At 68.0% G+C, this 21,068-nt stretch carries 17 protein-coding genes and 1 tRNA gene; 6 read left to right on the top strand and 12 right to left on the bottom strand.

Annotated features, from left to right (window positions below):
• Positions 1 to 274 precede the first annotated feature (274 nt).
• The 7 genes from rplL to rplK all read right to left on the bottom strand — a co-directional run bounded on the left by rplL (position 275) and on the right by rplK (position 4,716).
• Positions 275 to 652 (bottom strand): 50S ribosomal protein L7/L12, encoded by a 378-nt coding sequence (gene rplL, locus I4Q42_RS02935; RefSeq protein WP_198574551.1) that lies wholly within the window; start codon positions 650 to 652, stop codon positions 275 to 277.
• 46 nt (positions 653 to 698) lie between these two features.
• Positions 699 to 1,217, bottom strand: a complete 519-nt coding sequence (gene rplJ / locus I4Q42_RS02930) for a 50S ribosomal protein L10 (RefSeq protein WP_110117853.1) — start codon at positions 1,215 to 1,217, stop codon at positions 699 to 701.
• Positions 1,218 to 1,565: 348 nt separating this feature from the next.
• Entirely contained in the window at positions 1,566 to 2,804 is a 1,239-nt protein-coding gene (locus I4Q42_RS02925) for a BaiN/RdsA family NAD(P)/FAD-dependent oxidoreductase (protein ID WP_332873002.1), read from the bottom strand.
• Positions 2,801 to 3,196, bottom strand: a complete 396-nt coding sequence (locus tag I4Q42_RS02920; RefSeq protein WP_198574550.1) for a type II toxin-antitoxin system VapC family toxin — start codon at positions 3,194 to 3,196, stop codon at positions 2,801 to 2,803. Before I4Q42_RS02920 ends, I4Q42_RS02925 begins: the two co-directional genes overlap by 4 nt.
• On the bottom strand, positions 3,196 to 3,435 hold the full coding sequence (locus I4Q42_RS02915; RefSeq protein WP_198574549.1) for a type II toxin-antitoxin system VapB family antitoxin: 240 nt from the start codon (positions 3,433 to 3,435) through the stop codon (positions 3,196 to 3,198). The genes I4Q42_RS02920 and I4Q42_RS02915 overlap by 1 nt, the downstream gene beginning before the upstream one ends.
• Positions 3,436 to 3,590: 155 nt before the next feature.
• Positions 3,591 to 4,280: a 50S ribosomal protein L1 gene (gene rplA, locus I4Q42_RS02910; protein ID WP_198574548.1), complete on the bottom strand. Its 690-nt coding sequence runs from the start codon at positions 4,278 to 4,280 to the stop codon at positions 3,591 to 3,593.
• A 4-nt stretch (positions 4,281 to 4,284) separates the two neighbouring features.
• Positions 4,285 to 4,716, bottom strand: a complete 432-nt coding sequence (gene rplK / locus I4Q42_RS02905; protein ID WP_058346464.1) for a 50S ribosomal protein L11 — start codon at positions 4,714 to 4,716, stop codon at positions 4,285 to 4,287.
• Positions 4,717 to 5,217: 501 nt separating this feature from the next.
• Here rplK and I4Q42_RS02900 point away from each other — a divergent pair.
• The gene (locus tag I4Q42_RS02900) at positions 5,218 to 8,073 is read left to right on the top strand and encodes a TonB-dependent receptor domain-containing protein (protein ID WP_198574547.1); all 2,856 of its coding nucleotides are present in this window, start codon (positions 5,218 to 5,220) and stop codon (positions 8,071 to 8,073) included.
• A gap of 168 nt (positions 8,074 to 8,241) precedes the next feature.
• Positions 8,242 to 11,235, top strand: coding sequence for a GAF domain-containing hybrid sensor histidine kinase/response regulator (locus tag I4Q42_RS02895; protein ID WP_198574546.1), 2,994 nt, complete (start codon positions 8,242 to 8,244; stop codon positions 11,233 to 11,235).
• Positions 11,236 to 11,340: 105 nt separating this feature from the next.
• Here I4Q42_RS02895 and nusG read toward each other — a convergent pair whose 3' ends face one another.
• The 3 genes from nusG to I4Q42_RS02880 form a co-directional block, all read right to left on the bottom strand.
• The gene (gene nusG / locus I4Q42_RS02890; RefSeq protein WP_198574545.1) at positions 11,341 to 11,898 is read right to left on the bottom strand and encodes a transcription termination/antitermination protein NusG; all 558 of its coding nucleotides are present in this window, start codon (positions 11,896 to 11,898) and stop codon (positions 11,341 to 11,343) included.
• A 14-nt stretch (positions 11,899 to 11,912) separates the two neighbouring features.
• Positions 11,913 to 12,227: a preprotein translocase subunit SecE gene (gene secE, locus I4Q42_RS02885; protein WP_198574544.1), complete on the bottom strand. Its 315-nt coding sequence runs from the start codon at positions 12,225 to 12,227 to the stop codon at positions 11,913 to 11,915.
• Between the two features lie 63 nt (positions 12,228 to 12,290).
• A tRNA-Trp gene (locus I4Q42_RS02880) sits at positions 12,291 to 12,366 on the bottom strand.
• Between the two features lie 257 nt (positions 12,367 to 12,623).
• Between I4Q42_RS02880 and I4Q42_RS02875 the strand changes: the two genes are divergently transcribed.
• Complete coding sequence (locus I4Q42_RS02875) at positions 12,624 to 12,797, top strand: hypothetical protein (RefSeq protein ID WP_198574543.1); 174 nt, start codon at positions 12,624 to 12,626, stop codon at positions 12,795 to 12,797.
• Between the two features lie 41 nt (positions 12,798 to 12,838).
• On the opposite strand, the gene I4Q42_RS02870 is transcribed toward I4Q42_RS02875, so the two are convergent.
• Positions 12,839 to 13,234 carry a hypothetical protein gene (locus I4Q42_RS02870; protein ID WP_198574542.1) on the bottom strand — a complete coding sequence of 132 codons (396 nt, stop codon included), beginning with the start codon at positions 13,232 to 13,234 and terminating at the stop codon, positions 12,839 to 12,841.
• A gap of 284 nt (positions 13,235 to 13,518) precedes the next feature.
• Between I4Q42_RS02870 and I4Q42_RS02865 the strand changes: the two genes are divergently transcribed.
• The 3 genes from I4Q42_RS02865 to I4Q42_RS02855 all read left to right on the top strand — a co-directional run bounded on the left by I4Q42_RS02865 (position 13,519) and on the right by I4Q42_RS02855 (position 17,665).
• Positions 13,519 to 14,352 (top strand): ferredoxin--NADP reductase, encoded by an 834-nt coding sequence (locus I4Q42_RS02865; RefSeq protein WP_198574541.1) that lies wholly within the window; start codon positions 13,519 to 13,521, stop codon positions 14,350 to 14,352.
• 130 nt (positions 14,353 to 14,482) lie between these two features.
• Positions 14,483 to 15,697 (top strand): molybdopterin molybdotransferase MoeA, encoded by a 1,215-nt coding sequence (locus I4Q42_RS02860; RefSeq protein WP_408611037.1) that lies wholly within the window; start codon positions 14,483 to 14,485, stop codon positions 15,695 to 15,697.
• A gap of 93 nt (positions 15,698 to 15,790) precedes the next feature.
• The gene (locus I4Q42_RS02855) at positions 15,791 to 17,665 is read left to right on the top strand and encodes a polysaccharide biosynthesis protein (protein ID WP_198574540.1); all 1,875 of its coding nucleotides are present in this window, start codon (positions 15,791 to 15,793) and stop codon (positions 17,663 to 17,665) included.
• Between the two features lie 146 nt (positions 17,666 to 17,811).
• Here the strand turns inward: I4Q42_RS02855 and I4Q42_RS02850 are convergent, their stop codons facing one another.
• A complete protein-coding gene (locus tag I4Q42_RS02850) occupies positions 17,812 to 21,060 on the bottom strand; it encodes an error-prone DNA polymerase (protein WP_198574539.1) in 3,249 nt (1,082 codons plus the stop codon).
• Positions 21,061 to 21,068: the final 8 nt, after the last annotated feature.

Raw genomic sequence — 21,068 nt, 5'->3', positions numbered from 1 at the left:
GTAGTGGGGGCGGTGGCGAAGGTCAAGGCAAGGGTGTGATTGATGGGAGGAATGGGAACCTCCCCCTGTGGGGGAGGCGATCGCGCAGCGATCGGTGGGGGGCGTGGCTGCGAAATATGCCGAAGCCTCGAAAGCTGAAAACTTCCCCCCTCCGGCCTTCGGCCACCTCCCCCACAGGGGGAGGTTTCAACGAAAACGGGCCCGGAGGTTTCCCTCCGGGCCCGTCTCGTAAGGTCATGAAGACCAGATCCGCATCAAGCGACGCGGAGCCGGATTACTTCACTTGGACCTTGGCGCCGGCTTCGGTCAGCTTCTTGGCGACTTCGTCGGCCTGCTGCTTCGAAACGTTTTCGACGACGTTCTGCGGAACGCCTTCGACCAGGTCCTTGGCTTCCTTCAGGCCGAGGTCCGGACGGACGCCGCGGACTTCCTTGATGACGTTGATCTTCTTGTCGCCACCGTCCAGCAGGACGACGGTGAACTCGGTTTGCTCTTCAGCGGCTTCAACCGGAGCGGCCGGGCCGGCAGCGGCGACGGCGACCGGAGCGGCGGCCGAGACGCCCCACTTTTCTTCCAGCAGCTTCGAGAGTTCAGCGGCTTCCAGCACCGACAGGGTGGACAGTTCTTCGACCAGCTTTTCGAGCTTCGACATGTGTCAGTTCCTTAGAGAGATTGGGATAGATTTGCGGGGATGACCGTTACGCGGCGTCTTTGGTCGCGTAGGCGTTGAAGACGCGAGCCAGCTGGGCAGCCGGGGCCTGCAGGACGCCAGCGATCTTGGTCGCCGGAGCCTGGATGAGGCCGATGAGCTTGCCACGCAGTTCGTCCAGCGACGGGAGGGTCGCCAGAGCGCGCACGCCGGCTTCGTCGAGCACGTTGGTCTGGTCCAGAACGCCACCGACAATCTTGAGCTTGTCGTTTTCTTTGGCGAACTGCACCGCGATCTTCGCGGCCGAGACGGCGTCCGGGCCGAAGGCGATGGCGACCGGACCGGTGAAGAGCGTGTCGCCCTTTTCACCGAGCTTGCCGTCCAGGGCCTTCAGAGCCAGGGTGTTCTTCACAACCTTGATCGCGGCGCCTTCCTTGCGGAGGCGAAGACGAAGGTCGGTCATTTCCGCAACGGTCAGACCCGTATAGTGGGTCACGACGACAGCGCCGGCATCGGCGAAGACGCTTTTCAGCGACTCGATCGATTCCTGCTTTTGAGCGCGGTCCATTGCGGTCTCCTACTCAGTTGCAGGCGGCCGGACCATTCCGGCAGCCAGATGCGCGCCACAAGCGGGATCGCTCCCGCACGCGAGTTGCATCAGCCTGTTCCAAGGAAAGTCGGCCGCGCACCTGACTCGGACTGGCGTCACGAGAAGGAGATCTTGGCGTCTCTATCCCTGTCTCCCGACGGCGAGGAAGGGCTCTTCCTCGATTATGGCGCTGGTGACCCCGCGCCCCGCAGTTCTCAAACAGGTTCGCCGCCGAACCGGAGTCCAGCGGAGAGGCGGGCCATATACACGGGGGTTGAGGAAGTTTCAACCCGGTGTGGAAAGATCCCTGCGAAAGGTGAAACCGCCCTATCGCGCCAGCCGCTCGTCCGCCGCCTTCGCGGCCGACACGCCTGTCGCAAAGCAGGCCTGCAGCAGGTAGCCGCCTGTGGGCGCTTCCCAGTCCAGCATCTCGCCGGCCAGGAAGACGTCGGGACGCGCGCGCAGGGACAGACCGTCCAGACTGTCGAAGGTCACGCCGCCGGCCGCCGAGATCGCCCGCTCCAGCGGACGCGCGGCCGTCAATCGGATCGGCGCGGCCTTGATCGCCGCGGCCAGGCGCGACGGCTCGGACGGCAGGTCCAGGCCATGGGCCTCGCGCAGCAGATTGACCTCGACCGGCGACAGCTTCAGCGCCTTGCGCAGGTGGTTGGCCAGGGACTGGCCGCCACGAGCGCCGGAGAGACGCCGCTCCAGGGTCTCGGCCGGCAGGTCGGGCCGCAGGTCGATGGTCAGCACCGCCGCGCCGTCGCGAGCAATCGCCTCGCGCGGAGCCGGCCCCAGGGCGTAGACCGCCCCGCCCTCGATCCCGTAGCCGGCGACCATGGCGTCGCCGCGCGCCTGGCGGCCGTCGCAGGTCAGGCGGACGTTCTTCAGCGGCTCGCCGGCGAAGCGGTCGCGGAAGATCTGGCTCCAGGGAACCTCGAAGCCGCAGTTGGCGGGGGCGAAGGGCGCGACGTCAGCCCCCTGCCCCTCCAGCAAGCCGGTCCAGGCGGCGTCCGAGCCGAGCTTGGGCCAGCTGGCGCCGCCCAGGGCCAGGATGGTGGCGCGCGGACGCCAGGTCTCGCGGCCGTCCGGGCCGTCGACCAGCAGCGCGCCGTCCTCGCTCCAGCCCGCCCAGGCGGATCGCGTACGCAAGGTCACGCCCACGCTCTCCAGACGCGTCAGCCAGGCGCGCAGCAGCGGCGAGGCCTTCATCGCCTTGGGAAAGACGCGACCGCTGGCGCCGACGAAGGTTTCCTGCCCCAGCGCCTTGGCCCAGGCGACGAGGTCGGCGGGGGTAAAGGCCTCAAGCATCGGCCGCAGCGTCGTCTCGCGATCGCCATAGCGGGGCCCGAAGCGCTCGAAGTCCTCCGAATGGGTCAGGTTCAGGCCGCCGCGACCGGCCATCAGGAACTTGCGCCCGAAGGTCGGCATCTTCTCGAACACCACGACGCAGCGGCCGGCCTGGGCCAGGTGCTGGGCGGCGATCAGCCCGGCGGGCCCGCCGCCGACCACGGCGACGTCGATGACCCTGGCAGCGTCGCCTTTGGAAGTGTCAGACGTCACGCGGCCTCGATGTCGGTCAGGGAAAAGTCGCCGCCCTTGTAGAGCAGCGGCACGCCATGAACCTTGGCGCAGGCGTAGGCGAAGCAGTCGCCCATGTTGAGCTTGGCGGGATGCACGCCCTTGCCAAAGCGGGCGTGAGCCTCAAGGGCGATTGCCTGCTCGGCTTCACCGATGAGCACGATCCGCGCCTCGTAGCTCTCTTGGAGCCCAGAGACGATATCGACGGCGTCGGCGAAAGGACGCTTGGTCTCGCGCGTCACGGCCCGCACGGCTTCCCACGTCGAGATCGCGGACGTCAAAACAGTCGCGGCTTCGGCCAGCTTTGCCCTCAGGATCTCTCGCTCGGGCTCGTTCAGGAGAATGGCCGTCCAGGCGGACGCATCGACGAACATCAATCGCCGTTGATCATGTCGAAGAATTCCTTGTCGGCCTTGAGCCCGGTACGCGGCCAGCTGTCGATCTCGGCCAGGATGGCTTCCACCTTCGCCAACTTTTCCGCCTGCGCCTTTTCGCGCGCCGCCAAGGCTTCCGAAGCGGCCAGCTTCACGGCCTCGGTGATGCCCAGCCGCGTCTTCTCGGCCAGCTCGCGAACAAGGGCGTCGGTTTCGGGATCTCGAACATGGAACGCCATGCGTCACCTCCGTCTAGCCGAAAGATAACATCGGCTAGCCGCGCCGCCAAACGCGAGCCCACGAACACGGACCCACGAATACAGGCCCCAAACGCAAGACGGGCGCTGGATTGCTCCAGCGCCCGTCTCCGAAGTCAAAAGCTTCGATCAGCCGATTAGGCGGTGATCGAGGCGATGTCGACCTTCACGCCCGGACCCATCGTCGAGGACAGGCCGACCTTCTTGACGAAGATGCCCTTGGCGCCCGACGGCTTGGCCTTGTTCAGCGCGTCGATCAGCGCCTTGACGTTGACCAGCAGGGCTTCGTCGGTGAACGAGGCCTTGCCGATGCCGGCGTGAACGATACCGGCCTTTTCGACGCGGAACTCGACGGCGCCGCCCTTGGCGTCCTTCACGGCTTGGCCGACGTTCGGGGTCACGGTGCCGACCTTCGGGTTCGGCATCAGGCCGCGCGGGCCCAGCACCTTACCGAGACGACCGACCAGGGCCATCATGTCCGGGGTGGCGATGACGCGGTCGAAGTCCATGAAGCCGTTCTGGATCTTTTCGACCAGGTCTTCGGCGCCGACCACTTCGGCGCCGGCCGCGGTGGCTTCGGCGGCCTTGGCGTCCTTGGCGAAGACGGCGACGCGGACGTCACGGCCGGTGCCCGACGGCAGTTGAACGACGCCACGGACCTGCTGGTCGGCGTGACGCGGATCGACGCCGAGGTTCACCGAGATCTCGATGGTCTCGTCGAACTTGGCCTTGGCGTTGGCCTTGACCAGGGCGATGGCGTCGGCGACGGCCAGGGTGGCGTCACGGTCGCCGGTCCAGGCCTTGATGCGCTTGGGTTGGTTAGCCATTGGATTAGGCCTCCACGATCTTCAGGCCCATGGCCTTGGCGGAGCCTTCGATGATCTTGGCCGCGGCCTCGATGTCGTTGGCGTTCAGATCCTTCATCTTCTTCTCGGCAATTTCGCGCAGTTGGGTGCGCGTCACTTCGCCGACGGTCTCACGACCGGTCAGCTTCGCGCCGGACTTCAGGCCGGTGATCTGCTTCAGGTAGTGGGTCGCCGGAGGCGTCTTGGTGATGAAGGTGAACGACTTGTCCTGGTAGACCGTGATCACGGTCGGCAGGGGGGTGCCCTTTTCGACGTTCTCGGTGCGCGCGTTGAACTCCTTACAGAAGCCCATGATGTTGACGCCGCGCTGACCCAGAGCCGGGCCGATGGGGGGCGAAGGCGTGGCCGAGCCAGCCTTCACCTGGAGCTTGATGTAGCCCAGGATCTTCTTAGCCATAGTATCCTCTCGTAGGGCCGGAGCCCTCGCTGGTGAGCCGTGGTGCGGGCTTGGCGGCCCTTCCACGGATTTGGTTTCGCCGCACTCTCACGGATAACGGCGAACACGCCCCGGGACCGGGTCCAGGAGCGAGGCGGCGCATGTAGCAGGCGTGCGGAGCGGAGTCCAGCAGCGCGGCCCGTATACGATCGTGGCCGCCCTGTTGCCGCCATGCCACGCCGGCTTCGGCCACGCCGCGGCCGCAATTCAACCTGAGCGACCCGTCGGTAAACAAGAACGACACTACGCCGTCACGAAACCATCACGTCATGCCAAGAACGGCGCAATGCGAGCACGTTCGTTCTCATCACAATGATATCAGGCAACAAGTTCGCCCCATTCCCCGATTTCTCGCCGAAATTCAGAAAAGAAACGACGCCATTCGTCTTCCGGTACCGCGAACCTTGTTTCGCAGAACGTCGTCATGGCGGCAACCGCCTAGACGAATACTGGGGACTACAAATGGCTAGAAACACCTATCTTCTGAGCGCTTCGGCGCTCGTCATCGCCGTGACGGCCATGCCGATCCTGGCGCAGGCCCAGACGAACGACGAGCCGGCCGCCGTCGAGGAAGTCGTCGTCACCGGCTCGCGCATCGCCCGCCGCGACTACGTCTCCAACAGCCCGATCATGACCATGGGCGCCGAGCAGATCGAGAAGACCGGCTCGGTCACCGTCGACACCCTGCTCAACCAGATGCCCCAGTTCGTGCCGTCGGTGTCGTCGACCTCGAACAACCCGTCGAACGGCGGCCAGGCCAATATCGACCTGCGCGGCCTCGGCACCGCCCGCACCATGGTGCTGATCGACGGCCACCGCGTGGTTCCGTCGAACTCGGACGGCACGGTCGACGTCAACATCGTGCCCTCGGCCCTGATCCAGAACATCGAGGTCATCTCGGGCGGCGCCTCGGCGACCTACGGTTCGGACGCCATGGCCGGCGTCGTCAACTTCAAGCTCAACAACAGGTTCGAAGGCCTGATGGTCGACGGCCAGTACGGCCTGACCCAGCGCGGCGACGGCAAGGAAGGCGCGCTCAGCGTCACCGGCGGCACGAAGTTCGCAGACGGCCGCGGCCACGTGACCGCCTCGTTCGGCTATTCGAAGCGCGGCTCGGTCTACAACGCCGCCCGCGGCTTCTCGAAGGTCAGCGGCCTGTCGACCACCACGCCCTACGGCGCCTACATCGTCGACGCCACCAACGCGCCGTCGCAGACCGCCATCAACGACGTGTTCTCGCAGTACGGCGTCGCCAACAACACCGTGTCGGACGAGACCGCGCGCTACGGCTTCAACAACGACGGCACGCTGTTCTCCAACGGCGTCAACTACACCGGCTCGACGGCGATCGACTCTTCGACCCTGACCTCGAGCGACACCTACAACACCGGTGCGCTGAACCTGCTGCAGCTGCCGATGACGCGCTACTCGCTCTATACGGCCGGCACCTTCGACCTGACCGACCACGCCGAGCTGTACGGCTCGGTCAACTACAGCCACTACAAGTCGCGCACCGTGCTGGCCCCGGCCCCGGGCACCGGCTTCAGCGTGCCGGTGACCAACCCCTTCATCAGCGACGACCTGGCCACGCTGCTGGCCAGCCGCGCCGATCCGGACGCCGACTTCACCCTGAACAAGCGCTTCAGCGACGTCGGCGCGCGGATCTCCAACACCACCTTCGACGTCGTCCAGGCGGCCGGCGGCGTGCGCGGCGACACGGGCCTCAAGGACTGGACCTACGACGTCTACGCGTCGTTCGGCCGCTCCAAGCAGAAGGAAGTGCAGTCGGGCAACGTCAGCCGCACTGCCGTCGAGACCCTGCTCGACGCGGCCGATGGCGGCGCCAGCCTCTGCGACGGCGGCTACGACCCGTTCGGCGCCAACGCCATCTCGGACTCGTGCAAGGCCTACATCTCGCGCACGACCCGCAACACCACGATCGCCGACCAGGCGATGCTGGAAGCCAACTTCAGCGGCGGCCTCTTCGACCTGCCGGCCGGTGAGCTGCGCGGCGCCTTCGGGGCCGACTACAAGTACGACAGCTACAAGTACAACCCCGACGCCCTGCTGCTCAGCGGCGACGTCGTCGGCTTCAACGCCGCCGGCTCGGTCGACGCCTCGACCCACGTCTCGGAAGTCTATGGCGAACTGCTGGTCCCGGTGCTGAAGGACCTGCCGTTCATCAAGGCCCTGAACCTCGACCTCGGCTATCGCTACTCGAACTACGCCACGGTCGGCGGCGTCTCGGCCTACAAGGTCGATGGCGACTGGGAGATCGTCGAGAACTTCCGCCTGCGCGGCGGTTACCAGCGCGCCGTCCGGGCCCCGAGCCTGGGCGAGCTCTACTCGCCGCAGAACCAGGGCTTCTACTCGCTGAGCGAAGACCCCTGCGCCGTCAACAGCGTCGCCCGCACCACGGGCGGCAACGCCGCGGCCGTCCGCAGCGCCTGCCTGGCGCAAGGCCTGCCGTCGTCGATCATCGACAGCTACACCTACAGCAACACCCAGATCGAAGGCACCAGCGGCGGCAACCCGGACCTGACCGAGGAAACCGCCGACACCTACAACTTCGGCTTCGTCTGGACCCCGCGCTTCGACAGCCCGCTGCTTGAGAAGTTCTCGGTTTCGGTCGACTACTATTCGATCGACGTGAAGGACGCGATCGGCACCATCGACGTCTCGACGGCGCTGGACAAGTGCTACACGGGCGGCAGCAGCGCGGCCTACTACTGCAACCTGTTCACCCGCTCGAGCACGACGGGCGAGATCACCAACGTCACCCTGACCAACCTGAACCTGGGCGAATACAAGACCTCGGGCGTCGACTTCCAGCTCGACTGGGGCTTCGGCCTCGGCGCGGTGGGCCTCGACGACAAGTACGGCTCGATCAAGGTCAACCTGGTGGGCAACTACCTGGAGAGCTTCAAGATCCAGAGCCTGCCGGGCGAAGAGTTCGTCGAGCTGAAGGGCACGATCGGCAACACCCAGATCAGCGGCACCGCCGTCTCGCACCCGGAATGGAAGTACGCCACCTCGGTGGACTACCAGTACGGCCCGGTGAACCTGGGCGTCCGCTGGCGGCACATCGGCGACATGGTCGACGCCTATCATCCGGACGAGAAGATCGGCGCCGTCGACTATTTCGACCTGAACGCCAACTGGTCGATCAACGAGACCTACGCGCTGCGCGGCGGGGTCACCAACCTCACCGACAAGCAGCCGCCGTACTTCTCCTCCTACGTCCAGGCCAACACCGACCCGTCGACCTACGACGTCCTCGGCCGTCGCTTCTACGTGGGCTTCAAGGCGAAGTTCTAGGACTGGATCATCCTGCCGGACGATCGGGGCGGCTCCTTTGGGAGCCGCCCTTTTTCTTTGATCTGGGGGCCGTAAGCCGACATTTCATATTGCCATGCTTCCGATCTCTTCGATGTGCGTTGTTATCCTCAAGCTTACGGGCAACAGCCAAATTCGAGTGCGGTGCGGGTGGATATAGAAGGCGAAATCGAAGCGGGCGGGAACGACGCGCAGGCCGACGCCGCGGCTCTCTTCGCGGGCCCTGGCGAGGTTCGTTCGCTGGCGCGGGGCCTTGACTGGTCGTCTACCCCGCTCGGACCGACCTTGGATTGGTCGCCGGCGCTGCGAACGCTCGCGCGGTCGATGTTCGACTCGCCGTTCCCCATCTGCCTGTGGTCGGGGCCAGACTACGCGCTCATCTACAACGATCCCTACCGCAGGATCCTGGCCGCCAAGCACCCCGCGGCCCTCGGGCGCCCCGGCTCCATCGTCTGGGCCGAGATCTGGGAGGAGCTCCAACCCCAGTTCGACGGTGTGCGAGCGGGCGGCGACCCCGTCTATTTCGAGGATGCTCCGTTCCTCATGGCGCGGCTCGAAGGCGGCGGCACCGAGACCGCCTGGTTCAACTACTCGCTGTCCGCGCTCCGCGACGAAGACGGCAGCGTCGCCGCCGTTCTCAACATCACGCCCGAGACGACCCGCCGCGTCGTGCTCGAGCAGCGCCTTCACGACAAGCAGGCGGCGCTGGTGGCGAGCGAGGAGCGGCTGCGCCTGGCCGCCGACAATGCGGATGTCGGCTTCTGGGACGTCGACGTGATCAATGACCGCTTGATCTGGCCGGCGCTCACCAAGGCCATGTTCGGCATTTCGGCCGACGTCCCGGTGACCATGGAGGACTTCTACCAGGGGCTCCATCCCGACGATCGCGAAGCCACGACGGCGGCCTATCTGGCCGCGGCCGATCCCGCCCGCCGCGCCGTCTACGATGTGGAGTACCGGACGATAGGCAAGGAGGACGGTGTCGAGCGCTGGATCGCCGCCAAGGGCCGTGGCGTGTTCGACGGCGCGGGCAACTGCGTGCGGGTCACGGGCACCGTGCTGGAAATCACCGCCCGCAAGGCCGCGGAGATCCGCCGCGGCGCCCTTGTCGACCTGACCCAGGCCATTCGGGACATCAAGGACCCCGCCGACATCGCCTATGCCGCCGCCGAACTGCTCGGCCGAACGCTCGGCGCGAGTCGGGTGGGCTATTCCGCGATCGACCACGACGCCGAAACGCTCCACACGGAACGCGATTGGACCGCCCCGGGGGTGGAGACGCTCGCGGGGGTGCTGCCCCTGCGCGTCTACGGCTCGTTCATCGACAGCCTGAAGCGCGGCGAGTTCACCGTCATCGACGACGTCCGCACCGACGCTCGAACGGCCGGACCGGCCGCCGAGGCGCTGGAAGGAAAAAACACCCGGGCGTTCGTGAATGCGCCGGTGCTCGAACAAGGCAAGCTGGTCGCCGTCTTCTTCGTCAATCACCGCGAAAAGCGGGACTGGAGCGAAGGCGATCTCAGCCTGATCTGGGAGTTCGCCGATCGCACGCGCACCGCCGTCGAGCGTGTCCGCGGCGAACATGCCTTGCGCGATAGCGAGGCGCGGCTACGCGAGCTGAACGAGACCCTAGAGGCCCAGGTCGAGGCCCGCTCGGCGGAACGCGACCGGTTGTGGAACCTGTCCCAGGACATGCTGGCGCGGGCGGACTATACCGGGATGATGTCGGCGGTCAGCCCCGCCTGGACGCAGGTGCTGGGATGGAGCGAGCGCGAGTTGCTGACGCGCGGCTATGCCACCTTCATGCATCCCGAGGATGAACCACCCACCCTGGCGGCCATCGGACGCATGGCGCAGACCGGCCAGCCCGCGCGGTTCGAGAACCGCATCAGCACCAGTGACGGCGGCTGGAAGCACATCGAATGGACCGTCGCGCCAGAGGCGGACGGCGTAAACTTCATCGCGGTGGGACGCGATCTCAGCCACGCCAAGGCGCGCGAGGCGGATCTGGAGCAGGCCCAGGAGGCGCTGCGGCAAAGCCAGAAGATGGAGGCCATGGGCAGCCTCACCGGCGGCGTCGCCCACGACTTCAACAACCTGCTCACCCCCATCATCGGCTCGCTGGACATGCTGGTCCGCAAGGCTGTCGGCAGCGAACGCGAGCGGCGGCTGATCGACGGGGCGTTGCAATCGGCGGAACGGGCCAAGACGCTGGTCCAGCGGCTGCTGGCGTTCGCGCGCCGCCAGCCGCTGCAGCCGACCGCCGTCGACGTGCCTCAGCTGGTCGACGGGATGGTCGGCCTGCTCGGCTCCACCCTGGGGCCGATGATCGACGTTCGCGTCGATCTCTCCAAGGACCTGCCGCCAGCCAAGGCCGATCCGAACCAGCTGGAGATGGCGCTGCTGAACCTCGCCGTGAACGCCCGCGACGCGATGCCCGACGGCGGGGAGCTCACCATCACCGCCCGCCGGGAAAGCGTGAAGGGCGCGCATCCCTCGGGCGTGAAGCCGGGTCACTATGTGCGGTTGGGCGTCGCGGACACCGGCGCCGGCATGGACGAAGCCACGCTTCGGCGCGCCACCGAGCCGTTCTTCTCCACCAAGGGAATCGGCAAGGGCACCGGCCTTGGACTTTCGATGGTGCATGGCCTGGCCGCCCAGCTCGGGGGCGGGCTGTCGATCGCGAGCGCTCCGGGGCGCGGGACGGCGATCGAACTCCTGCTGCCGATAGGCTCGGCCGTGATCGGTGGAGATGAGGCCCTCTACGCTCCGCCTCCAGCGGTAAAGGCCCGCGGCGTCGCCCTGCTGGTGGATGACGAGGAACTGGTGCGGATGAGCACCGCCGACATGCTGGTCGACTTCGGCTACGAGGTGGTCGAGACGAGTTCGGCGGAAGAAGCGCTTTCGCTGCTTCACTCCGGGCTTCACCCCACGCTGGTCGTCACCGATCACCTGATGCCGGGCATGAGCGGCGCCCAGCTGGCGCGCGTGCTGAGAGTTGAACGCCCGCAGCTGCCGGTGCTGATCGTTTCCGGGTACGCCGAAGCCGAAGGCATCGATCCGGAGGTCGCTCGACTGACCAAACCCTTCCGCAGCGCGGAGCTGGCGGAGAGCCTGTCCGCCATAAACGCCACCACGGATTGACCTGGGCGTCAGGCGCCTTCGCGCCGAACGCAGGCTCGAGCGCACAACAAAAAACCCCGCGTCGGCTGACGCGGGGTTCTTCGTCTGGCGCTGACCCGAAGGGGATCAGGCGATCTTTTCGACCTGGCTGTATTCCAGCTCGACCGGGGTGGCGCGGCCGAAGATCGAGACGGTGACCCGCAGGCGGGCCTTCTCTTCGTCGACCTGCTCGACCGAGCCGTTGAAGCTGGCGAACGGGCCGTCGATGACGCGGACGTTCTCGCCGACTTCGTAGAGCACGACGGTCTTGGGCTTTTCGACGCCTTCTTCGATGGCGCCGACGATGCGCTGGACTTCCTTTTCCGAGACGGGGATCGGCTTGGAGCCGCTGCCCAGGAAGCCCGTGACCTTCGGGGTGTTCTTGATCAGGTGGTAGGCTTCGTCGGACAGGTTCATCTTCACCAGGACGTAGCCCGGGAAGAACTTGCGCTCGGCGTTGACCTTGCGGCCGCGGCGGATCTCGACGACGTCTTCGGTGGGCACCAGGATCTCGGAGAAGCTGTCTTCCAGGCCCTGGGCCTTGGCTTGCTCACGGATGCTCTCGGCCACCTTCTTCTCGAAGTTCGAGTAGGCGTGGACGATGTACCACTTGTGGTTCGGGTTCGAGGCGGTTTCGGTGCTCATGGTCTTCTTATGACTTATCCGGCCGCGAACTTCAGCAGCAGATTGGCGCCGGCTCCGAGAAGCCAGTCGACCAGGAGGAAGAACAGCGAGGCGACGATCACCATGATGAAGACCATCACCGAGGTGATCCAGGTCTCCTTGCGGGTCGTCCAGGTGATCTTGCGGGTCTCGGCGCGCACTTCACGGAAGAACTGCACCGGATTGAAGGGCTTCTTGGGGGCCTTGGGCGCGGCGGCCGCCGCAGCCTGACCAGCAGGGGCCAGCGCCGCTGCCGTACGAGCGGCGCGGTTCTTGATCGCTGACGGGCTGGATCCCGGTTTCCTGGCCATAGGTTCAGAGGCTCGCGTATCTGACAGGCCGGACCGAACGCCGGGCCGGCCGATGACATATAGTGGCAGGAGTGGAGGGACTCGAACCCCCGGCCCTCGGTTTTGGAGACCGATGCTCTACCAGCTGAGCTACACTCCTGCAGAACTCCGGCCCTTGAAGTACCGGACCGCAGCCGTGGCGACGGTTCGGGCCGGAGGGCCGCGAGCGGCGCCGCCGACGCTTCCCAGCGCCAGAGCGGCGTCGTGTAGCAGGGTCGTTTGCGCCGGGCAAGCGGATCAGGACGCCCCAGGCCCGCGTTATTGCCCAAGTATCGGGTCGAGCGGCGCCTTTTCACAGGTTTCTTCGCCCCACCAGGCTCAGGACAGGCCCAAAAGAGGCCTCTGAAAGGATCCGCGATGGCGCAGAACGCCGGCGAACGCCCCTCCAACCACGAGGTGGAACACGAGAATCAGCGGGCGAATCCCGCAACCGACGGCAAGCCGCCTCGCCCCGCCACCGAACCGGCCGGCGGCGAAGACAGCGTCGATACCGCCAAGACCCGCGCCGATCCGGGCTCCGGCGAGAACTGAAGCGCAGTTCCGCCGAAGCCGGACCGGAGCCTGGCCTCAAGTCAGCCGGCCTTCTTCTCGGCGGCCTCCGGCGTGGCGCTCGGCAGGGCCGCGGCGCACTGGACGTTGAGATACGACCACTTCACGTCAGTCAGCTCTCGACCGCACTCGGTGTTCTTGCCGGAATCACGGCCTCGCAGCGAGACGCCCACCCCCTTTGCGGGGTCGGGCGCCGGGCTGGCGCTGGAGATGTCGTAATAGCCGCCGTTGGGGCCGCGCACGACGAGGCACTTGGTGTTCTCGACGGGCCGCGCACAGCCGCTCGCCGTCACCGACTTGCCTTCCAGAGTGACTTGTTGAGCCTTGGCGGTCTTGGTTTGGGCGCCGCCTTCACAACCCGCTACGCCTAACGCAAACAGACTGGCCGCCGCGGCGGCCATAACGAACCTTACCCGCATACGTTCCTCCCGTATCGTTGGCTCCGCGAACGAAGCAAAAGGAACTCTGCGCCCGGTTCAGGCGACCGGCAATCACATTTTTGACACAGTCTGAAAAAGCGAACGGCGGTATTTTGAGCTGTCTGTAGAATTTTTTCTCTAGACGCCTTCAGAGAGCAAAAGTTGACATCCGCTCTCAACTTCTCACATGACACGCGTGTCGCCTCAGGGCCGGAGCGACACCCGCCTTTTCTTATGCGCGCCGCTGTTGTTCGACGGGCGCGAACAGGATCGAAATCATCGACATGACGGCCGAGACCGCCACCGCCGCCCCTGCTCCCGCCAAGGAGTCCCCGCACAACCTGGAGACCGTTCTCTGGGTCAAGCACTGGACCGACCGGCTGTTCAGCTTCGCCATCACCCGGCCGGCCAGCTTCCGCTTCCGCTCGGGCGAGTTCGTGATGATCGGCCTGCCGCCCCGCGAGGAGCTGGGCGAGAAGAAGCCGATCCTGCGCGCCTACTCGATCGGCTCGCCCTCGTTCGCCGAAGAGCTGGAGTTCTTCTCGATCAAGGTTCCGGACGGCCCGCTGACCTCGCGCCTCCAGCAGATCCAACCCGGCGACCAGGTGCTGCTGGGCAAGAAGCCGACCGGCACCCTGGTGCTGGACGCGGTCAAGCCGGGCAAGCGCCTGTTCCTGTTCGGCACCGGCACGGGCCTGGCGCCCTGGCTGTCGGTCGCCCGCGACCCCGACGCCTACAGCCGCTTCGAGAAGGTGATCGTCGCCCACGGCGTGCGCGAAGTTCAGGAACTGGCCTATCGCGACCTGTTCACCAGCGAGATCCACGACGACCCGCTGGTCGGCGACGAGGCCAAGGCCCAGCTGGTCTACTATCCCACCGTCACCCGCGAGGCGTTCGAGCGCCAGGGCCGGTTCACCGACCTGATCGAGAGCGGCAAGCTGTTCTCTGATCTGGGCCTGGAAGGCGGCAAGTTCGATCCCGAGCACGACCGCGCCATGCTGTGCGGCTCGATGGCCATGATCAAGGACACCGCCGCCCTGCTGGAGGCCCACGGCCTGGTCGAGGGCTCCAACGCCGAGCCCGGCGACTTCGTCATCGAACGCGCCTTCGTCGGCTGACGACCGGCGCGTTCGGAACACTGGAAAGGCCAGCCGCGAGGCTGGCCTTTTTGCTGGGCCGAAGGTTTGGATTGACCCGGCCGGCAGCCTGCGACAGCCATGCCTGGCCGCCCATCGGGGACCGAAGATCGTGAGCCAAGCCCTGAAGAACCTGACCGTCGAGGACGCCCGCGGCCGCATGCTGGAAGGCGCCGCACGCCTGGGCGTCGAGACCGTGGCCCTGCCCGCCACGATCGGCCGGGTGCTGGCCACGGCGATCGTCGCCGACCGTCATCAACCGCCCTTCGACGCCTCGGCCATGGACGGCTGGGCGATCCGGCGGGCCGATTACGGAACGGTCGCCGAGTTCGAGATCGCTGGCGAGAGCGCGGCCGGGCGGGCCTATCCGGCCGCCGTGCAGACGGGCCAGGCGGTGCGGATCTTCACCGGCGCCCCCGTGCCCGCCGGCGCCGACCTGGTGGTCATCCAGGAAGAGGCGACGCGGGACGGCGACGCCGTGCGCTTCGCGGCCGGCAAGGATCCCAAGGCCAACATCCGCCCGGCCGGCGGCGACTTCCGCTCGGGCGAGCGGCTGCTCGAAGAGGGCATGCGCATCGATCCCTGGCGGCTGTCTCTGGCCGCCGCCGCCGGCCGCGACCGGCTGGAGGTCGCCCGCCGTCCGAAGGTGGCGATCCTGGCCACCGGCGACGAACTCGTACCGCCCGGCGCCGCGCCCGCCCCCGACCAGATCTTCGAGTCCGGCTCGTTCAGCCTGGCGGCCCTGATCACGGCCTGGGGCGGCGAGGCGATCAAGCTCGCGCCGGCCGCCGACTCCGTCGAGGCCATCGCCGAGGCCGTGCGGGACGCGGCCGTCGACCTGGTGGTGACCATCGGCGGGGCCTCGGTCGGCGACTACGACCTGGTCAAGCCGGCGATGAGCCGGCTGGGCCTTGCCCTGCGCGTCCAGACCATCGCCGTGCGCCCGGGCAAGCCGACCTGGTTTGGCCTGCTGGACGATGGCCGTCGGGTGCTGGGCCTGCCGGGCAATCCGGCCTCGGCCCTGGTCTGCGCCGAGCTGTTCCTGCGGCCGCTGCTGGCGGCCCTGAGCGGCGCCGATCCCGCCCTGCCCTTCACGCCGGCCCGCCTGGCCGTCCCCCTGCCCGCCAACGGCCCGCGCGAGCACTGGCTGCGAGCGGCGCGGACGGTCGACGCCGAGGGCCGCCAGGTCGTCACGCCCTTTCCCGACCAGGATTCCTCGTTGGTCGGCGTCTTCGCCCAGGCCGACGCCCTGGTCATGCGCCCGGCCGGGGCGCCGGCCGCCGACGCCGGCGACCTCGTGACCGCCCTTCCGCTGGCGCGGGGCTGACCCACGGCTGAATCGGCGACGACGCGCGGGCGGCGTGCTAAGCCGCTTCAGGTTGATCGGTCGCTCCGGCCGTCCACGGGAGTTCGAGTATCGATGGGTCGCGCCGGCAAGATCGCAGCGCATGTGTTCCTGGCCTTCCTGGCCCTGCTGGTCGGCCAGGTCCTGGCCGCCGGCTACGACACCGCCCGCCCCGGCCTGTTGACGCACGCCGGCCTCTACGCCTTGTCGGCCCTGCTGGTGGAACTGCTGTTCCAGCTGGAGCGCGCGCCCTGGCGGTTCGTGGCCGCGAGCGACCTGCTGCGGATCCTGCGATCGGCGACCCTGACGGCCCTGACCTTCTCACTGCTGGCCTATGTCATCCTGCCCGACCTGGACGGCGGCGGCCGCACGATCCTGGCGGCCCTGGTGGTGCAGACCGGCCTGCTGGCGGCCCTGCGCGTCGGCCGCCGGGCCCTGCACGAGGGCGTGCTGGTCGACGCTCTGGTGCGCCTGCGCCCCGCCCCGGCCTCTCCCGCCCTGCCGCGCCTGCTGATCGTCGGCCAGGCGGCGCAGGCCGAGGCCTTCCTGCGCGCCCCCGACGGCCTGGCCCAGCGCTACGCCGTGGTCGGGGTGCTGACCCCCGAGGCGCGCGAAACCGGCGACGAAATCCGCGGCGTCTGCGTGCTGGGCGCGATCGGCCAGTTCGACGGGGTGATGAACCAGCTGCGCGAAGGCGGCCTGTCGCCGGCCGCCGTGCTGTTCCTGGCCGAGGGACCGCTCAGCGCCTTCGGGGCCGAACGCCTGGGCCGGCTGAAGAGCGAAGGCGTGCGCCTGCTGCGCCGCCAGGGCGTGGTCGAGATGGGCGAAGGCCCGACCAGCGGCGCCCTGCGCGAGATCAGCCTCGAGGAACTTCTCAGCCGCGCGCCGGTGCGCCTCGACCCCGCGCCGGTCCAGGCCCTGGTCAGCGGCCGGCGGGTGCTGGTCACCGGGGCCGGCGGCAGCATCGGCTCGGAGCTGTGCCGCCAGATCGCCGCCAGCGGCGCGGCCCACCTGACCCTGGTCGACGCCTCGGAGGCCAACCTCTTCCTGATCGACCGCGAGATCGCCGAGGCCTGGCCGCAGCTGCCGCGCCGCGAGGCCCTGTGCGACGTGCGCGACGCTGACCGGGTGACCCGCCTGATGGCGGCCGAGCAGCCCGACATCGTCTTCCACGCCGCCGCCCTCAAGCAAGTGCCGATGGTCGAGAACCACCCCTGCGAGGGCGTGCGCACCAACGTGCTGGGCACCCGCAACGTGGCCAGCGCGGCCAAGGCGGCGGGCGCGGCCCACTTCGCCCTGATCTCGACCGACAAGGCCGTGGCCCCGGCCAGCGTCATGGGCGCCACCAAGCGCGCGGCCGAGGCGCTGGCCCGCCAGTTCGGCGGCGGCGGCAAGATGCGGGTCGGCGTCGTGCGGTTCGGCAACGTGCTGGGCTCGGCCGGGTCGGTGGTGCCGGTGTTCCGCCACCAGATCGCCCGTGGCGGCCCGGTGACCCTGACCGACGCCGAGGTCGAACGCTATTTCATGACCATCCCCGAGGCGGTGTCGCTGGTGCTGCGGGCCGTGGCCCAATCGGCGACCGACGCCGCCCCGCCGGCCGGCGTCCTGACCCTGGAGATGGGCGAGCCGGTGAAGATCATCGACCTGGCCCGCCGGATGATCGAGCTGCAGGGCCTGGTTCCCGGCAAGGACATCGAAATCCGCATCACCGGCCTGCGCCCCGGCGAGAAGCTCACCGAGGCCCTGGTCGACGTCAACGAGACCGCCGCGCCCAAGTGCGACGGCGTGGTCGAGGCCACCCCGATCGTGCCGCCGCCCCGCATCGAGGACGCGGTGCTGGCGTCGCTGGAAACCGCCGCCCTGGCCGGCGACGAGTTCGGCGTGCGCACGCAGCTGTTCGCGCTGGTCGAGCGGCTGCGGGCGACGACGGCGGATACCGCGCGGGTTTAGGGCTAAGGAACCTCCCCCTGTGGGGGAGGCGGCCGTAGGCCGGTGGGGGGCCGTTTTCAGCTTCCGCTGCGCCGGCCGATCTCTTGCTACTCCCCCCACCGATCGCTTCGCGATCCCCTCCCCCACAGGGGGAGGTTCTAGATGCTTCAATGGAAATCCCGGCTGCGCAGCAGCCGCCCCGACACCTTCTGCCTCACCCTCGGCGCCGGCGCGCCCGGCTCGTCGCGCAGGGTCGACAGCTCGGCCGACAGGTCGGTGAAGCCCTCGGCGACGATGTGGATCACGCCCTCGGCCGCCTGCACCCGACCGTGCACGACCAGGAAGGAGGCGGTCATCACCACGTTGCGGTCGGCCTCGAAGCGGTCCTTCCAGACGACGGCGTTGGCGACGCCCGTCTCGTCCTCCAGGGTGACGAACACCACGCCCTTGGCCGTGCCCGGCCGCTGGCGGATCAGCACCAGGCCGCCGACCGAGACCTTCTGGCCGTTCCTGAACCTGGGCAACTGATCGGCGGTGACCGCGCCCATCTTCGCCAGCATCGGCCGGTAGAAGCCGCACGGGTGGGCCTTCAGCGACAGGCTGGTCGTACGGTAGTCCTCGGCCACCTCCTGCGGCTTGCCCATGGCCGGCAGGGCGACCCGGTCCTCGAACAGCGGCAGGCCGGCCAGCAGCGGGGCCTGGACAGGCGCCTTGTGCTCGCCCTTCAGCCCCTTGACCGCCCACAGGGCGTCGCGGCGCGACAGACCGGTGGAGGCGAAGGCGTCGGCCTCGGCCAGCAGCTCCAGCGCCCGCTGCGGCACGCCGCCCTGGGCGAACTCGGCCGGGGTGCGAGCGCCTTCGTCACGGGCCTTGAGCAGCGGCAGGATGTCGGCCTTCTCCTTCAGCCCCTTGATCTGGCGCAGGCCCAGGCGCAGCGCCTTCCAGCGGGGGCGGGTGTCCTCGTTGGAGACCTTGCGGGGATCGCGCCGCCTCTCCCCCGCTAACGCGGGGGAGGAACGGGCCTCCAATGTACAGTCCCAGTCGCTGCACATCACGTCCGGCGGCCGCACCTCGACCCCGTGCTCGCGGGCGTCGCGCACCAGCTGCGACGGCTGGTAGAAGCCCATCGGCTGGGAGTTGATCAGGGCCGCGCAGAACACGTCCGGCCAGGCCCATTTGATCCAGGCCGAGATGTAGACCAGCTTGGCGAAGCTGGCGGCGTGGCTTTCCGGAAAGCCGTAGTGGCCGAAGCCCTCGATCTGCTTGAAGCAGCGCTCGGCGAAGTCGCGATGGTAGCCGCGCCGGACCATGCCCTCGACGAACTTCTCGCGATATTCGGCCGGCGTGCCGAGGTTGCGGAAGGTGGCCATGGCTTTGCGCAGGCCGTCGGCCTCGTCGGGCGTGAACTTGGCCGCCTCGATGGCCAGGCTCATGGCCTGCTCCTGGAACAGTGGCACGCCGTAGGTGTCGCCGAGGATCTCCTTCAGTTCGTTCTTCGGCCCATGTTCGGGCGACGGATGCGGCCAATCGACCGGCTCGATCCCGTTCCGACGCTTCAGGTAGGGATGCACCATGTCGCCCTGGATCGGCCCTGGTCGGACGATCGCCACCTCGATGACCAGGTCGTAGAACTTGCGCGGCTTCAGGCGCGGCAGCATCGACATCTGCGCCCGGCTCTCGACCTGGAAGACGCCGATGCTGTCGGCCACGCAGAGCATGTCGTAGACGCCGGCCACCTCCTTGGGCACGTCGGCCAGGTCGACGATCGGCTCGCCGTGATCGGCCCGCAGCATGCCGAAGGCCCGCTGGATCGCGCTCAGCATGCCGAGCGCCAGCACGTCGACCTTCATCAGCTTGAGGCTGTCGATGTCGTCCTTGTCCCACTCGATGAAGGTGCGGTCCTTCATGGCGGCGTTGCCGATCGGCACGGTCTCGTCAAGCCGGCGCTTGGTCAGGACGAAGCCGCCGACGTGCTGCGACAGGTGGCGGGGAAAGCCCATCAGCTCGGTGGCCAGGGCCACGGCGCGGGCGATCTCCGGGGCCTTGGGGTCGAGGCCGGCGTTGGTCAGGTGCTCTTCGGGCAGGCCGTCGCCCCAGCTGCCCCAGACGGTGCCGGCCAGCAGTGACGTGACGTCCTCGGTCAGGCCCAGGGCCTTGCCGACGTCGCGGATGGCGCTACGCGGGCGGTAATGGATCACCGTGCCGCAGATGGCCGCATATTCCCGGCCATAGCGGGCATAGACGTACTGCATCACCTCCTCGCGCCGCTCGTGCTCGAAATCGACGTCGATGTCGGGCGGCTCGCCGCGGTTCTCGGAGATGAAGCGGGTGAACAGCAGGCGATGCTCGGTGGGGTCGATGGCCGTCACCCCCAGGCAGTAGCAGACCGAGGAATTGGCGGCCGAGCCGCGCCCCTGGCACAGGATGCCCATCGACCGCGCCTGGCGGACGATGTCGTGCACGGTGATGAAGTAGTTGGGGTAGTCCATCTTGGCGATCAGCCGCAGCTCTTCCTTCAGCTGGGCCTCGACCTTCTCGGGCACGCCGCCGGGATAGCGCCAGGCCGCGCCCTGCCAGGTCAGGTCGGTCAGGTGCTGCATGGAGGTCTTGCCGGGCGGCACCGGCTCGTCGGGATATTCCTCGTGCAGGTCGCCGAGGTCGAAGCCGATGCGGGCGACGATCTCGACGGTGCGAGCGATGGCCCGGGGCCAGCGCTCGAACAGGCGCGCCATCTCGGCCGGGGTCTTAATGTGGCGCTCGGCGTTGGCTTCCAGACGGAAGCCGGCCTGCTGGATGGTGCAGTGCTCGCGCACGCAGGTGATGACGTCCTGCAGCGGTCGCCGCTCGGGGCCGTGATAGAGCACGTCGTTGGTGGCGACCATCGGCGCGCCGGCGGCCTGGCCCAAGGCGTCGAGACGCGAGAGGCGCTTGAGATCCTGGGCGGCGTAGGCCCGGCTGGCGGCCAGCCAGACGCGGCCCTTCAGGGCGGCGGCGATGCGGGCGAGATCGGCCTCGAAGGCCGCGTCCAGCTTCTGGGGCGGCACGACCAGCACCAGCTGGCCCTCGGCATGTTCGAGGAAATCGGCCCAGGACAGGATGCACTCGCCTTTGCCCGCCCGTCGCTGGCCGAGCGTCAGCAGGCGCGTCAGCCGCGCGAAGGCCTCGCGGTCGGACGGATAGCAGAGCAGGCTCGGCGTGCCGTCGGCGAACTCCAGCCGGCAGCCGGCCAGGGCGCGCACCTTGAGTTTCTTGGCGGCGGTCCAGGCGCGCACCACGCCGGCCAGGCTGTTGCGGTCGACCACCCCGACGGCGGTCAGGCCCAGGGCCTCGGCGGCCAGCATCAGCTCCTCGGCGTGAGAGGCCCCGCGCAGGAAGGAGAAGTTGGTGGTGGTTTGGAGTTCGGCGTAGGCGGTCATGGCCAAGA

The organism is Caulobacter hibisci (assembly GCF_016135805.1).
In the GTDB taxonomy this organism is placed as follows: domain Bacteria; phylum Pseudomonadota; class Alphaproteobacteria; order Caulobacterales; family Caulobacteraceae; genus Caulobacter; species Caulobacter hibisci.
Note: the sequence above shows the minus strand (reverse complement) of the source record. Positions and strands in the feature narration are given on the sequence as shown.